The 14,924-nt window shown below is 69.7% G+C and carries 13 protein-coding genes; 5 read left to right on the forward strand and 8 right to left on the reverse strand.

Features of this window, described 5'->3' with window-relative positions:
- Positions 1–17 precede the first annotated feature (17 nt).
- Positions 18–539, forward strand: a complete 522-nt coding sequence (locus tag AB4078_RS15020; RefSeq protein WP_441977797.1) for a hypothetical protein — start codon at positions 18–20, stop codon at positions 537–539.
- Here the strand turns inward: AB4078_RS15020 and dxs are convergent.
- Positions 536–2,518 (reverse strand): 1-deoxy-D-xylulose-5-phosphate synthase, encoded by a 1,983-nt coding sequence (dxs, locus tag AB4078_RS15025; RefSeq protein ID WP_440731847.1) that lies wholly within the window; start codon positions 2,516–2,518, stop codon positions 536–538. The genes AB4078_RS15020 and dxs overlap by 4 nt on opposite strands.
- A 61-nt stretch (positions 2,519–2,579) precedes the next feature.
- The gene (locus AB4078_RS15030) at positions 2,580–3,890 is read right to left on the reverse strand and encodes a citrate/2-methylcitrate synthase (RefSeq protein WP_441977798.1); all 1,311 of its coding nucleotides are present in this window, start codon (positions 3,888–3,890) and stop codon (positions 2,580–2,582) included.
- A gap of 102 nt (positions 3,891–3,992) precedes the next feature.
- Here AB4078_RS15030 and AB4078_RS15035 point away from each other — a divergent pair, with 102 nt between their 5' ends.
- On the forward strand, positions 3,993–5,162 hold the full coding sequence (locus AB4078_RS15035; protein ID WP_441977799.1) for a citrate synthase: 1,170 nt from the start codon (positions 3,993–3,995) through the stop codon (positions 5,160–5,162).
- Positions 5,163–5,304: 142 nt separating this feature from the next.
- Complete coding sequence (locus tag AB4078_RS15040; protein ID WP_441977800.1) at positions 5,305–6,600, forward strand: serine hydrolase domain-containing protein; 1,296 nt, start codon at positions 5,305–5,307, stop codon at positions 6,598–6,600.
- A gap of 59 nt (positions 6,601–6,659) precedes the next feature.
- On the opposite strand, the gene acnA is transcribed toward AB4078_RS15040, so the two are convergent.
- From acnA to dut, 4 genes are all read right to left on the reverse strand, one after another.
- Complete coding sequence (acnA, locus tag AB4078_RS15045; protein WP_441977801.1) at positions 6,660–9,479, reverse strand: aconitate hydratase AcnA; 2,820 nt, start codon at positions 9,477–9,479, stop codon at positions 6,660–6,662.
- Between the two features lie 175 nt (positions 9,480–9,654).
- Positions 9,655–10,431, reverse strand: coding sequence for a DUF3159 domain-containing protein (locus AB4078_RS15050; protein WP_441977802.1), 777 nt, complete (start codon positions 10,429–10,431; stop codon positions 9,655–9,657).
- A complete protein-coding gene (locus AB4078_RS15055; RefSeq protein ID WP_440731853.1) occupies positions 10,428–11,036 on the reverse strand; it encodes a DUF3710 domain-containing protein in 609 nt (202 codons plus the stop codon). The genes AB4078_RS15050 and AB4078_RS15055 overlap by 4 nt, the downstream gene beginning before the upstream one ends.
- The gene (gene dut, locus AB4078_RS15060; protein WP_440731854.1) at positions 11,033–11,488 is read right to left on the reverse strand and encodes a dUTP diphosphatase; all 456 of its coding nucleotides are present in this window, start codon (positions 11,486–11,488) and stop codon (positions 11,033–11,035) included. The genes AB4078_RS15055 and dut overlap by 4 nt, the downstream gene beginning before the upstream one ends.
- A gap of 12 nt (positions 11,489–11,500) precedes the next feature.
- Here dut and AB4078_RS15065 point away from each other — a divergent pair, with 12 nt between their 5' ends.
- Entirely contained in the window at positions 11,501–11,998 is a 498-nt protein-coding gene (locus tag AB4078_RS15065) for a DUF3093 domain-containing protein (RefSeq protein ID WP_441977803.1), read from the forward strand.
- Between the two features lie 114 nt (positions 11,999–12,112).
- Here the strand turns inward: AB4078_RS15065 and AB4078_RS15070 are convergent, their stop codons facing one another.
- Positions 12,113–12,406 (reverse strand): DUF4193 domain-containing protein, encoded by a 294-nt coding sequence (locus tag AB4078_RS15070; protein WP_440731856.1) that lies wholly within the window; start codon positions 12,404–12,406, stop codon positions 12,113–12,115.
- Between the two features lie 217 nt (positions 12,407–12,623).
- Here AB4078_RS15070 and sepH point away from each other — a divergent pair, with 217 nt between their 5' ends.
- Positions 12,624–13,685, forward strand: a complete 1,062-nt coding sequence (sepH, locus tag AB4078_RS15075; RefSeq protein ID WP_441977804.1) for a septation protein SepH — start codon at positions 12,624–12,626, stop codon at positions 13,683–13,685.
- 33 nt (positions 13,686–13,718) lie between these two features.
- Here sepH and AB4078_RS15080 read toward each other — a convergent pair whose 3' ends face one another.
- Entirely contained in the window at positions 13,719–14,846 is a 1,128-nt protein-coding gene (locus AB4078_RS15080; RefSeq protein ID WP_441977805.1) for an alkaline phosphatase family protein, read from the reverse strand.
- Positions 14,847–14,924: the final 78 nt, after the last annotated feature.

Raw genomic sequence — 14,924 nt, forward strand, 5'->3', positions numbered from 1 at the left:
GCACACCGCAACGGCCTATGGCGTTCACCAGGGAGGAATTGGCGCGCGGCGGAGTCTGGACCTGGCTCGTCTTCCTCGCACTGGTGGCCCTGGTCATCGTCGTCCCGGAGTTGGCGTCGACGTTCGCGGCGGGGTGGGCCGGTATCTGGTCAGGGGACGACGCGGGCGCGATCTTGTCCTCCCGCATCGTCGACCTCTTCGCGGGGCTCCCCGTCCTGCTGATTGCGCTCGTCGTCTGCGGCATGCTCTCCGGGCTCGTGGCGCTCGTTGTCACACCGCTCGCCGGTCTGGTCGGACGCGGTCTCGCGCGTGTTCGGCAACGTGCGATCCATCTGTGCGCCCAACTCGCACTGGGCGCGGTCGTGGGCGCCGGCGTCGCCCTCGGGATCGGAGCCCTGAGCGGCTGGTGGTACCCGCCCCTCCTGGTGGCGACCACGGCCACCACCGCTGTCGCCACCGCCACCGGCTGGTGGCTCACGTCGCACAAGGCGCTGCGCGATGACGCCCGAGCCACCGCGGCGCGCTCGGATCCGTCCTAGCGTCGCCGGCGCTCCTCGGCGTCCGCGTCGACAGTGCGCCCCGCCACGATCTCGACCGTGCCCGTGTGCAGCGGCACCTCGCCCGTGGGGCGCGCGATCGGCACGCGGGTGCCGAGCACCTGCGCGACCACGTCCTGTGCGATCTTGCCGGCGGTGAGACCGGCGTCCTCGAGGATCTGGTCGCGGCTGGCGTGGTCGAGGTACTCGTCGGGCAGACCCAGCTCGTCGACGGCGGTGTCGATGCCAGCCTCGCGGAGCACCTGCCGCACGCGCGTGCCGACACCGCCCACACGGATGCCGTCCTCGAGGGTGATGACGAGGCGGTGCCGGGCGGCGAGCTCGACCACTGAGGGCTGCACCGGGATCGCCCAACGAGGGTCGATCACGGTCGCGCCGATCCCCTGGGCCTTGAGCCGTTCCGCCACGTCGAGCGCCAGCGTCGCGAACGGGCCGATCCCGATGAGCAGCACGTCCTCGTCCTCATCACGGGACAACACGTCCACGCCATCGTGCAGGCGCTCGAGCGCCGGGATCTCGGGGGTCACCGCACCCTTCGGGAAGCGGATCACGGTCGGCGCGTCGTCGACGGCCACCGCCTCCTCGAGCTCCTCGCGCAGGCGCTCGGCGTCACGGGGCGCCGCGATGCGGATCCCCGGCACGATCTGCAGCATGGACAGGTCCCACAGACCGTGGTGGCTCGGGCCATCGGGTCCGGTGACGCCCGCCCGGTCCAGCACGAACGTCACCCCGGCGCGGTGCAGTCCGACGTCCATCAGCACCTGGTCGAACGCGCGGCCCATGAACGTGGCGTAGAGCGCAACCACCGGATGCAGACCGCCGTAGGCGAGCCCCGCGGCCGCGGTCACCGCGTGCTGCTCTGCGATGCCGACATCGTAGACGCGGTCGGGGAACCGCTCCGCGAACGGCGCGAGACCCGTGGGCCGCAGCATCGCCGCCGTCATCGCGATGACCTTCGGGGTGCGCGAACCGACGTCGACCAGCGCGTCGGCGAACACGTCGGTCCAGCCGGTGCCGCTCGCCGAGAGGGGGGCCCCGGTCTTCGGATCGATCTTGTTGACCGCGTGGAACTGATCCGCCTCGTCATCGAGCGCGGGCTGATAGCCCCGGCCCTTCTCGGTGATGACGTGCACGATGACCGGCGCGCCATAGTCCTTCGCGAGCTGCAGCGTCTCGAGGAGGGACGGGATGTCGTGTCCGTCGATCGGGCCCAGGTACTTGATGTCGAGATTGGAATACAGCTCCTCGTTGTTCGAGAAGCGCGAGAGGAAGCCGTGCGTTCCTCCGCGCACGCCGCGGTAGAACGCGCGCCCGACCGGACCGAACGCCCGGAAGAACCGGTCCGACTTGCGATGCAGGTCGCGGTACACGCCCGCCGTGCGCACCCGGTTCATGTACCGGGCCATACCGCCGATCGTCGGCGCGTAGGAGCGCCCATTGTCGTTCACGACGATGACCAGGTTGCGCTCGTTGTCATCGGAGATGTTGTTGAGCGCCTCCCACGTCATGCCGCCGGTGAGCGCGCCGTCGCCGACGACCGCGACGACGTGACGGTCCCCGCGACCCGTCGCGGTGAAGGCGCGGGAGATCCCGTCGGCCCAGCTCAGCGAGCTCGAGGCGTGCGAGGACTCGACCACGTCGTGGGCGCTCTCCGAGCGCTGCGGGTAGCCGGCCAGTCCCCCGCGCGACCGCAGAGCGGAGAAGTCCTGACGCCCGGTGAGCAGCTTGTGCACGTACGACTGATGCCCGGTGTCGAAGATGATCGGGTCATCCGGGGAGGAGAACACCCGGTGCAGGGCGATGGTGAGCTCCACGACTCCGAGGTTCGGCCCCAGGTGTCCGCCGGTGCGGGCGACGTTCTCGATCAGGAATGAGCGGACCTCCGCGGCCAGCTCGACGAGCTGTTCGGGGGTGAGCCGATCGAGGTCGCGGGGACCGGAGATGCCGGAAAGGATCGCCACCGTGTCTGCCTCCTGAAGCCAATCGTGCGCGACGAGTCAGAACCCGCAGCACCGAGCCAGCCTACCGAGCAATGCTGCCGGACCGCTGGACATCCGCCGCATCCGGGCCGACGTAGCGCCCGATCGGACGCAACCGCAACGGCGCGCGCCTGTACTCGTCCAGCGCATGCCCGCACCAGCCGGCGGAGCGAGCAACAGCGAAAACGGTCTCCCCGGCGTCCGCGGGCATCTCCCAGGCCAGCGCCATCACGGCCAGCGCGAGATCGACCGTGGGATGAAGACCGGTCCGGGAATGCACGACGGCGGTGACTTGATCGGCCACGTGCAACGCCGCTTCGGCCTGCGGATCCGCCGTCTCCCGCAACAGGCGCAGCAGCAGCCTCGCCCGCGGGTCGCCGTCCGGGTAGAGCAGCTGACCGAATCCGGGGATCCCCGCTCCGCCCAGGCGTGTCGCGGTCGCCACCGCGGCCGCAGGATCCGCGCCGTCCTGCACCTGCCGCAGGAGGGCGTGCACGGCGGCGCTCACGGCGCCGTGCAGGGCCGAGTCGAGCGCACCGAACCCGGCCGCCACGACGGCGTAGGGATGGGCTCGCGCCGACGCTGCGGCCCGCGCGGCGAGGGTCGATACCGCCATGTCGTGGTCGACGAGGAGCACGAGTGCGGCGTCCAGCACCCGCACGCGGGCCGGCGTCGCCGGCAGCGCGGTGAGCCGGGGCCAGAGCCGCGCTGCCACCGGTCCACCCGTCGTCCCGCTGGTCGACGCCCCACCGTCGTTCTCCTGACCGACAACGAGCAGCGGGAGCGCATCCACGAGTCCGGCGACGAGACGCGTCGCGACGCGTGCCACGGTCTCCGCACGGAGGTCGTAGCGCTCCGGGTCCTCCGCCGCGAGAGCCGCGACCGCCGCGAGCAGTCGGCTGAACGCCCCGGCAGCGGGCGGAAGGGCTGCGACCACGCGGCTCGGCGCTGCGCTCCCGGGCCCTTCCAGCGGCAACGCGTCCCGCTGCGGCAGGTCCGTGCGCGCGAAGAGCCACCGTACGATCGCGTCGAATCTCAGCGGCTCGCCCTCCCCCGCGACCAGCTCGTCGATCGGCACCCCCCGGATCCAGAGCTCCCCGTCCTCGATCAGCGCGATGTCCGTGTCGATGACCGCCAGCGGGCTCCCGTCCGCGCCGGCCGCGCGAGCCGCGCCGTGCGAGGGCGAGGTCGCACGGCGGCGGGCACGGGCGAAGCGCTCGACCTCGAGCGGGTCGAACAACGAGCCGTGCGCCCCGCGCTCGCGCGCGATCAGGCCCCGAGAGACATACGCGTAGAGCGTCTCCGTCCGCACACCGAGGCGCGCCGCCGTCTGCGCCGCCGTGAGTACGTCCATCGCGGGCTCCTTCATTGATCCGATCAACATTGACGATATCCGGATCCATTAGCCATCGTGAGCGAAGAGCCGCCATCCGCGACTCGCCAGAGAGGAGCCGACATGGCCATCACCATCGATCGCAACGACACGCATCTCATCGATGTCCCGCGAGGACTCACCAACGTCGTCGTCGCGGAGACCACGATCGGCGACGTCCGCGGCGCGGAGGGCTTCTTCCAGTACCGCGGCGTCTCGGGTGTGGAGCTGGCCGCCGAAGCCCGATTCGAGGACGCCTGGAGGCTGGTCGCACTCGGCGAGCTGCCCCAGAGCGGAGCGGACGCCGCAGAATTCCGTGCCCGCACCGCCACGGCCCGCACCATCCCGGAGAGACTGCACGGAGCGTTGGCGACCATCGCCTCCTCGGGCCTGGATCCCATGGCACAGCTGCGCACTGGACTCGCCCTGATCTCGGCCGCCGACGGCCGACGCCCGCTCTATGACGAGACGGAATCCGAGCGCACCGAGGACACGATCCGGCTCGCCGCGGTCGCGCCGGCCCTGGTCGCCGCGCTGCACCGGTGGAGCAGAGGTCAGGATCCGATCGAGCCGGACGGCGATCTCGACCCCGTCACGGACTATCTGCGCATGCTCACGGGCGCCGCACCCGACGCCCGCCTCTCCATTGCCCTCGCCACGTATCTGACGGCGGCGATCGATCACGGCTTCAACGCGTCAACGTTCACGGCGCGGGTCATCGCGTCCACCGGCGCCGACCTCGCCTCGTGCGTCGGCGGTGCACTCGGCGCGCTCTCCGGGCCGCTGCACGGAGGCGCACCCGCGCGCACGCTCGACATGCTGGACGAGATCGGGACACCCGATCGTGCGGACGCCTGGGTGCGCGAGCGCGTGCAGAACGGCCGGCGGATCATGGGGTTCGGGCACGCGGTGTATCGCACGGAGGATCCCCGCTCGCGCTTGCTGCGCGGCGTCGCTCAGCGGTTGCGCACCGACGGACTCGCGTCGGACCGCGTCGACCTCGCCGTGACGGTGGAGCAGACCGTGCTGCGGGTGCTGGACGAGCTCAAGCCAGGCCGCGCCCTGCGCACGAACGTCGAACTCTACGCCGCAGTCGTCATGGAGGCGTGCGGGATTCCGCGCGAGCTGTTCACTCCGACGTTCGCATCGGCACGCCTGATCGGCTGGGGCGCGCACGCCTGCGAGCAGGTGCAGGACGGCAAGATCCTCCGCCCCTCGTCCCGCTACATCGGAGCGTCGTCACACTCTCGTTGATCGCCACCGACCCCGGGTCTATGCTCGGCGGCAGGCGGGCACGGGGACGCGAGCGATCGTCCCCGTGCGCCCGAAGGACCGGACCCGAACGGCCCGCCGGTGCGCTTGGACATTCCGCGATCGTGGATCCGAGGAGACGAACGTGAACGCGCAGACACCGGCATCCCGCGGCACCGCGCGGCGAAGGACGATCGTCGTCATTGCAGGCGCTGCTGCCATCGCACTGCTCGTGGTCATCGCCTGGATCGTGTGGCGGCCGGCGGGCGGGGCCGCTCCCGCAGCGATCGCGTCGTCCGCACGTCCGGACGTCCAGAACGCACGGGTCGACTCGATCATCCGAGAGGCCATGAAGGCCGACAGTCTCAAGGCGGTGATCGTGCGGGTCACGATCGATGGCAAGGTCGTCTCGATGCAGGCGTACGGCGACTCGATGACCGGCGTCCCCGCCACCACCGACATGCATTTCCGCAACGGTGCGGTGGCGTTCGAGTACGTCTCCACGTTGTTGCTGGAGTACGTCGACGAGGGGAAGATCACCCTCGACAACACGGTCGACAAGTGGATGCCCAGCCTGCCCGAGGCGAACAAGGTCACGCTCAGGATGCTGACGAACCAGACCACCGGATATCCCGACTTCGAGACGGATCCGGAGTGGACCGCGGCCTACAACGCCGACCCGTTCCACGAGTTCACGTTCGACGAGCGATTGAAGGACGCGTTCAATCGCCCTCTGCAGTTCGAGCCCGGCACAAACTGGAGCTACGCGCACACCAACTTCATGATCCTCGGCCACATCCTCTCCATGATCGGAGGGGCTCCCCTCGACCAGCTGCTGCAGAAGAAGGTCCTCGGCCCGATGGGTCTGACGCAGACGGCGGCGTACAGCACGGCGACCGTGCCGGAGCCGGTGCTGCATGCGTACAGCTCCGAACGCCGCGTGGCCCTCGGCATCCCTCCGTCGATGCCGTTCACGGAGGAGTCGACGTTCTGGAACCCCGCCTGGGGCACGCCGATCGGAGCGGCCGAGACGACCACGATCACCGACATGGCGACGACCGCGGTCGCCGTCGGCACCGGCACGCTGCTCTCACCGAAGAGCTTCCACGAGATGACCGATTCGACGTTGATCGGTTTCGGCACACCGCTCCCGGTCTGCGCCGGGTCGTGCTTCACCCAGGTCACCGGTTACAACTACGGGCTCGGGGTGGTGCGATCCGGATCCTGGCAACTGCAGAATCCTCTGCTGAGCGGCTACAGCGCCACAGAGGCGCATCTGCCCTCGAAGAAGATCGCGATCGCGGTGGCGACGACGTTCCTGCCGGGTGCCTTTGACGCGAACGGCATCTACGACAACTCGAGCGACCGACTGTTCCGGCAGATCGCCACAGAACTCGCCCCGGACGACCCGCCGCCGACGCTTCCGGCGAAGAAGAGCTGACGAGATACGCGAACGGGGCCGGCTCCCGAAGGAACCGGCCCCGTTGTGGTGCGCGTGGATCAGACCAGCGAGCGCAGCACGTACTGCAGGATGCCGCCGTTGCGGTAGTAGTCGGCCTCACCGGGGGTGTCGATGCGGACGACCGCGTCGAACTCGACCGTCGGCTTGCCCTCGGGAGAGAACTCGCTCGGCGCCGCGGTCACGCGGACCGTCTTGGGCGTGGTGCCCTCGTTGAGCTCCTCGAGGCCCGCGATCGAGACGATCTCGGTGCCGTCCAGGCCCAGCGACTCCCAGGACTCGCCCGCGGGGAACTGCAGCGGCACGACGCCCATGCCGATGAGGTTCGAGCGGTGGATGCGCTCGAAGCTCTCGGTGATGACAGCCTTCACGCCGAGGAGGTTGGTGCCCTTCGCCGCCCAGTCACGGGAGGATCCGGATCCGTACTCCTTGCCGCCGAAGATCACCAGCGGGGTGCCCTGGGCCTGGTAGTTCGTGGAGGCGTCGAAGATGTACGCCTGCGGGCCGCCGGGCTGGGTGAAGTCGCGGGTGTATCCGCCCTCGATCTGCTCGCCGCCGTTGACGGCCTTGACCAGCGCGTTCTTCAGGCGGATGTTCGCGAACGTGCCGCGGATCATCACCTCGTGGTTGCCACGACGCGAGCCGTAGGAGTTGAAGTCCTTCTGCGCCACGCCGTGCTCGGTGAGGTACTGGGCGGCGGGCGTGCCCGCCTTGATGTTGCCGGCCGGGGAGATGTGGTCGGTGGTGACCGAGTCTCCCAGAGTCGCCAGCACACGAGCACCTGAGATGTCGGTGACCGGAGCCGGGGTCGCCTGCATGCCGTCGAAGTACGGCGCCTTGCGCACGTAGGTCGAGTCGGCGTCCCACTCGAAGACCGGACCGGTCGGCGTGGGCAGGCTCGTCCAGCGCTCGTCGCCGTCGAACACCGTGGCGTACTGCTTGATGAACTGGTCGCGCGAGATCGACGAATCGATGATCTGCTGCACCTCAGCGGGGTCGGGCCAGACGTCCTTGAGGAACACGTCGTTGCCCTCGCCGTCGGTGCCCAGCGCCTGGGTGTCGAAGTCGAAATTCATCGACCCGGCCAGGGCGTAGGCGACGACCAGCGGCGGGCTCGCGAGGTAGTTCATCTTCACGTCGGGACTGATCCGGCCCTCGAAGTTGCGGTTGCCGGAGAGCACCGCGGTGACGGCGAGGTCGTGCTCGTTGATCGCGGCCGAGACCTCGTCGATCAGCGGGCCCGAGTTACCGATGCAGATCGTGCAGCCGTAGCCGACCGTGTAGAAGCCGAGGCCCTCGAGGTCCTTGTCGAGACCCGACTTCTCGTAGTAGTCGGTGACGACCTTGGAGCCCGGGCCGAGCGTGGTCTTGACCCACGGCTTCTGCTTCAGGCCCTTGGCGAGGGCGTTGCGGGCGAGAAGGCCGGCGGCGATCATGACGGACGGGTTCGAGGTGTTGGTGCACGAAGTGATCGCGGCCAGCGTCACGGCGCCGTTGTCGAGGATGTACTTCTGCCCGTCCGGCGTCTTGACCTTGACCGGCTTGGACGCGGCCTTCGGGGACCCCGAGGACAGCGTGGGGATCTCGTTGGTCTCGACCTCTTCCCCCGGGACGGATCCCGGGTCCGACGCCGGGAAGGATCCGGAGTCGTTGATGTCGATCGGACCCGTGACGTAGTTCAGGATGTCCTTCTCGAACTGCGCCTTCGACTCGGACAGGAGGATGCGGTCCTGCGGGCGCTTCGGTCCGGCGATCGAGGGCACGACCGTAGAGAGGTCGAGCTCGAGGTACTCGCTGAAGCTGGGCTCCTTGGCTGCGTCGTGCCAGAGCGACTGCTGCTTGGCGTAGGCCTCGACGAGGGCCACGGCCTGCTCGTCGCGACCGGTCAGGCGCAGGTAGTCGAGGGTGACGTCGTCGATCGGGAAGATCGCAGCGGTGGAGCCGAACTCCGGCGACATGTTGCCGATCGTGGCGCGGTTCGCGAGGGGCACCGAGGCGACGCCGGCGCCGTAGAACTCGACGAACTTGCCGACCACGCCGTGCTTGCGGAGCATGTCGGTGATCGTCAGCACGACGTCGGTCGCGGTGACGCCGGCGGGGATCGCGCCGGTCAGCTTGAAGCCGACGACGCGCGGGATCAGCATCGACACGGGCTGGCCGAGCATAGCGGCCTCGGCCTCGATGCCGCCGACGCCCCAGCCCAGCACGCCCAGGCCGTTGACCATGGTGGTGTGCGAGTCGGTGCCGACGCAGGTGTCGGGGTAGGCGCGCAGCACGCCGTCGACGGAGCGGTCGTAGACGACCTTGGCGAGGTGCTCGATGTTCACCTGGTGCACGATGCCGGTGCCCGGGGGGACGACCTTGAAGTCGTCGAAGGCGGTCTGGCCCCAGCGCAGGAACTGGTAGCGCTCGCCGTTGCGCTCGTACTCGATCTCGACGTTGCGCTCGATCGCGTCCGGGCGGCCGAACAGGTCGGCGATGACGGAGTGGTCGATGACCATCTCAGCCGGGGACAGCGGGTTGATCTTGTTCGGGTCGCCGCCGAGGGCGGTGACGGCCTCGCGCATGGTGGCGAGGTCGACGATGCAGGGCACGCCGGTGAAGTCCTGCATGACCACGCGCGCCGGCGTGAACTGGATCTCGGTGTCAGGCTGGGCCGCCGGGTCCCAGGATCCGAGAGCCTCGATCTGCGCCTTCGTCACATTCGCGCCATCCTCGGTGCGAAGCAGGTTCTCCAGGAGGACCTTGAGGCTGAACGGGAGCTTCTCGTATCCGGGGACCGTGTCGATCCGGAAGATCTCGTAGTCGGTGCTGCCGACCGTCAGGGTGCTCTTGGCACCGAAGCTGTTCACCGTGGACACGGATCCGTCTCCTTCTGTTCGGATGGAAGCGACAGTCGACACCATCTTGCTCGCCCGCTCCCCCGCGCGGCTAGCAAGGCGGGCCTTACCAGTCTGCTCTCGCGGACGGGCGAGCGAAAGGTGCTGATTTATCTTGACGTCAAGATAAATCTAGCACGGTGCGGGCGGCGCCGACTCACCCCTGACGCGTGTCGGCGTCGTGCTTCGGCGGGTACAGCGCACGCACCAGCAACCACGTCACAGCGACCATCGGCGCGAACAGCGGGAGCCCCATCACGAGCTTGAGCGTGCCCAGCGCCTGCACGTTGCCGGAGAAGTACAGCGGCAGCTGCACGGCCAGGCGCGCGAAGAACAGGGCGGCCCACGCGATCGTGATCCAGAAGAAGGCGCGGCGCTTGCGCTTGTCCGTTCGCCAGCCGCGCACGTCGCCCATGAGGAATCCGGCGGCGAGGCCGATGAGCGCCCATCCGACGAGGGCCGAGATGAGCAGCACCGTGCCGTAGAGCGCGTTGGTGAAGAAGCCGGGCACGAAGTTGTCCTGGCCGCGCCCCGTCCACAGCGCGAGTCCCGCGGCGACCGCGACGGCGACGAGTCCGCCGAGCGCCGAAGCAGCGGGCGAACGCTGCAGCAGGCGGACCACGGAGAAGATCGCGGCGAGCCCGACCGACACGATCAGCGAGAGCCAGAGCGGATCCGGTCGCAGCGTGTAGATGATGAGAAATGCAGCGCTGGGCAGCACGGACTCGAGCACTCCGCGCCAACCTCCCATCGCGCTCCACACGACGTGCCCCGTGCTGGCACCGGAGTTCGGATCGATGCCGAGACGCTGCGCGGCGCCGCCGAGCGCGGCCCCGAGGCTCTGCGCGGCGTCGGGCGCCGGGGGCGGCGCGTACCGATCCTCGGGAGCACCCTCGGACCCGCGCTCCGCGTCGTCCGGCCGCGACGTGCTCACGCCGTGCCGGGGGCCGCGGGCATGCGCAGGGGGATGAGATCGCGCGGGGGCATGGGGGCTCCGCCGCGCACCACGACGATCGAGCGGAACAGGTCCTCGACGGCAGCGGCCGCAGTCTCGTCGGATGCCGCGGCTCCGCCGATCACGCCCCGCAGGAACCAGCGCGGACCGTCGACGCCCACGAACCGGGCGAGACGCGTGACAGCTGCGTCGCCGGCGACAGCGGGGATCTCCGCCAGCAGTTCGGCACCCAGGGCGCCTTCACGCTCGGTGACGGTGCCGCCCTGCTGCGAGATCTGCTCCTGGATCTGCGCGCGCGTCTCGTCCCACAGCCCACTCGAGCGGGGCGCCGCGAACGGCTGCACCTGCAGGGTCGAGTCGGCGTAGTCGAGGCCCACGGCGACGATGCGCTGCGTCTGCTCCTCCACTTCGAGGCGGAGGTTCAGCCCCTCACGCGGAAGGATCTTGATGGCGCCGAGGTCGATGTAGGGACGGACCGGGTTGGCCTCGCTCTCGTCGAACGGGCCGTCGACCGCGCGGTCGCGGACGGGCGCCTCCGAGGCGTCCTCCACGGGCTCGATCCCGGACGTGGTGTCGTCGCTCATGCGTTCTCCTGGCTCTGGGTCTGATAGCCGGTGGATCCGAATCCGCCTGCTCCGCGCACCGATTCGTCCAGTGCGTCGACCGGGATGAACCGGGCTCGGGTGACGGGCATGACGATCAGCTGGGCGATCCGATCACCGACCGCGACATCGTACGCCGCATTGCTGTCGGTGTTCAGCAGGCTCACCTTGATCTCCCCGCGATAGCCGGCGTCCACTGTGCCCGGGGCGTTGACGACGGTGATGCCGTGCTTGGCCGCGAGACCGCTGCGCGGGACGACGAACGCGGCGAAACCCTCGGGAAGCGCGATGCTCACGCCGGTGCCGACCAGCGCGCGCTGCCCGGGCTCGAGCCGCAGCGCCTCGGTCGAGACGAGGTCGGCTCCGGCGTCGCCGGGGTGGGCGTAGACGGGAAGCTGGGGCGCGATAATGGGAACGTCCACGGATTCGGTCACGGAAAGAGGCTAATGCAGAACGCAGCACGCGATGCCGGGACCGCCCCGACGGCCACCCGCTACCGCGAACGTCTCGCGCCGAGTCTGTGGCTGTTCCTCGCCGCGGCCCTCGGCGGCCCCATGCTCGCGCTGGTGTTCGTGCCGGCCGGATCGGGCGTCGCGCTGATCATCGGCATCGCCGCGACCGTCGCGATCATCGTCCTGATGATCGCCGGGTCGCCGCGCGTGGCGGTAGAGAAGCACGTACTACGCGCCGGCCGGGCCTGGATCGATGCCTCCTGGCTGGGCGAGCCGGAGGTCCGCACCGGGGAGGATGCGCGTCAGGCGCGCGGCCCCGGCCTTCCCGCCCGCGGCTGGCATCTGATCCGCGGCGGCATCGACGGCGTGGTGATCGTGCCGAATACGGATCCGGCAGACCCGGCGCCGAGCTGGACGATCTCCTCGCGCACGCCGGACCGATTGGCCGCTGCGATCGACGCCGCTCGCGCCGCGGCGAACCCGCAGGCCTGAGCAGAAACCTGCACGACTCCGCCGTCTCGGATCCGCTTTCGCTGACGGCGGACGCCCGTGAACGCAGAACGCGCCCGGAACCGAGAAGGTCCGGGCGCGAGCAGCGAAGGGGAATCAGGCCGCGCATTCCTTGCAGATGGGGCCTGCCTTGTCCTCGTGGTCCAGCTGCGAACGGTGCTTCACGAGGAAGCAGCTGACACAGGTGAACTCGTCCTCCTGCGGGGGCAGCACCACGACGTCGAGCTCGACGTCGGAGAGGTCGGCTCCCGGAAGGTCGAATCCGCCCGGGTTGTCCGAATCCTCAGCGTCGATCGATCCCGACAGCTTGTCGGGGACGCGCTCCTTGAGAGCCTCGATCGACTCGCTCTCGTCTTCGTTCTTGCGCGGAGCGTCGTAATCGGTTGCCATGGGTTTGGATCTCCAGTCTCATCCTGCGAGCGGCTTGGCATCCTGCGTGTGCCGGGCGCCGGGGGTGTTCGGCGGCCCATAGTTTGCATGACGCGCGTGCAAATCGCAAATGCCGCTCTGTCTGCGCATCAGAACTCACGGCACGCCCGCGATATTCCCGGCGGCGCGCACACCGCATGACACCATGAACCGACACTCATTCTGAGGGGCTGAAGCCATGGAACACGTCACGATCGTCGGCGCGGAAGACGACGTCCTCGTTCTCGCCACCGAATCGGGAGAGCGATTCGCCCTCCCGATCGACGAGGTGCTGCGCGCCGAACTGCGCCGGGCCAAGGCCGGTCGCGAGGAGAAGGCTCCTCCGCTGGCTGCGAGTCCCCGCGAGATCCAGTCGCACATCCGCGCCGGGTTGTCCGCGACTGAGGTCGCCGAACTCCTCGGGGTGGACCTCGAAGTGGTGCAGCGCTTCGAGAGCCCCGTGCTCGCCGAGCGCGAGCACATCGTCGGTCAGGCCCTCGCCGTTCCGGTGCTGATCGGCAGCGAGGTCGAGCCCGATGCACAGCCGACGTTCGGCGTCGCGATCCGCGCCAAGCTCTCGGAGCTGGCCGCCGCCGACGAGCGGTGGGCGAGCTGGAAGGATGACACCGGCTGGGTCATCAAGCTCGAGTTCACCGCGAACGACGTCGAGCACGATGCGCGATGGTCGTTCGATCCGCGCCGCAGCGCGCTGGCGCCGCTCAATTCCGACGCCACGCAGCTGTCCCGCCAGGGCGCTCTGCCGGAGGGGCTGATCCCCCGTCTGCGTGCACTCGACAAGGACCGCTCGTCGCCGTACAAGGACGACACCCGATTCGATTCGGGCGCGTTCGGCCCGCGCCTGGTGCCCGCCCCCGCCGAGCCCGTCGAGGCGGAGGAGGACGGCCCGACCGTCGCACAGGAACCCCGGTCTGCGCGGCACCCTCAGACCGCATCCAATGCCCAGGAGGCGGCGACGCGCAGCGCGTCCTTCGCGCCTGCGACGCCATCCGACACGGCTGACCTGCTGGAGGCTCTGCGCCGCCGGCGCGGGCAGCGCGAGGTCCGACCCACCGTGGAGGAAGAGCCCGAGGAGTCCCGCCCGCTCGCCTTGTTCGAGGCCCTCGAGCCCGGATACGAGCCGGAGCCCGAGCAGTCGACGACGGCCCCCGTCTCGATCGACGGCGACTCCACCCCGCGCCGACGCCGGCGTGAGATGCCGTCCTGGGACGAGATCGTGTTCGGAGCCCGCAGCGACGACTGACCACGGCTGCAGCCGCTGATCGGCCCCGGTCGATCAGCGCGCGAAGGCGCCGAACCGGAGCGACGGCACGCGCAGCTCCTCCGAGCTGAGCGATCCGTGTTGACCGATCATGCCCTGTGAACGCTGATCCTCAGCGGTCCCGTCGTACAGCGCCCAAAGGCCACGGGCGGGTACCACGAGATCGCCGATCCGCTCCTGTGCCTCAGCGGTCGGAGCGGATCCGAACAGGCCGCCGTCGATCGCCTGCGCGCGCGTGAGCACGTCCGCAGCGCCCTCGACCCCCGCGGCCCAGGCCGCAGCGATCTCGTCGCGCCTGGCCGGATCCTCCACGTAGACGTGCAGCATGCGAGGCTCCCCCGCGATCGCTGCGACCCCGTCATGCAGGCGGCTGCGCTCGTCGAGGATGAGATGCCTGGTGCGCGGCACGTCGACCATGCCGTGGTCGGCGGTGATCAGCATGCCCACGCCGTCGGGCGTCCCGGCGGGGATCGCCGCATCCAGCTCCTCGAGCGCGCGGACCCATTCCGCTGAGGCCATGCCGTGCTTGTGTCCGGCCTTGTCCGCCTCCGGGAGGTAGCAGTACACGAGTGACCCCTCGTGCTCCTCGGCGAGGCTCAGGGCCAATGCGACGCGCTCGGCCGCCGTGCGGGCGGAGCGGAACTCGGCACCCCGCAGGGTCGCTGCGGAGAAGCCGCTGCCGGCATACTCGGCCAGTCCCACGGCGAACGCCGGACGTCCTGCCGCGGTTGCGGTCTCGAACACGGTCGGCGTGCGCTGCCATTCGGTCGGATCGACGCGCGCCTTCTCCCAGCCTGCCAGCTGGTTGACCAGCGCGCCGGTGCGCGGGTCCCTGACCTCGTAGCCGACCAGTCCGTGCCGGCCCGGATCCACGCCGGTCAGCAGGCTCGTGAGGGCGGCCGCGGTCGTGGACGGGAAGACGCTGGAGAGCACGTCCTTCTTCGCCATGGCCCCTGCCAGGCGGCGGGCATGGCCCGCATGCGCGCGCAGCGGGATCGCGCCCAGCCCGTCCATGACGACCAGTACCGCCGACCGCACCCCCGGCAGCACGCCATCGCGGCCGTCCAGAGCGTTGAACAGGTCGTGCGCCACCCCGGTGATGCTCCGGAGTGAGGGCGGGATCGCCGGTAGCATGAGGGTCATCCGAGTCAGTCTCGCACAGAGCCCGGCACGGATCCGGCGTCGAGAACCGCTCCGCCGCCACCCGAACCCGCAGGAAGC

The organism is Microbacterium sp. 2MCAF23 (genome assembly GCF_052115565.1).
Lineage (GTDB): Bacteria > Actinomycetota > Actinomycetes > Actinomycetales > Microbacteriaceae > Microbacterium.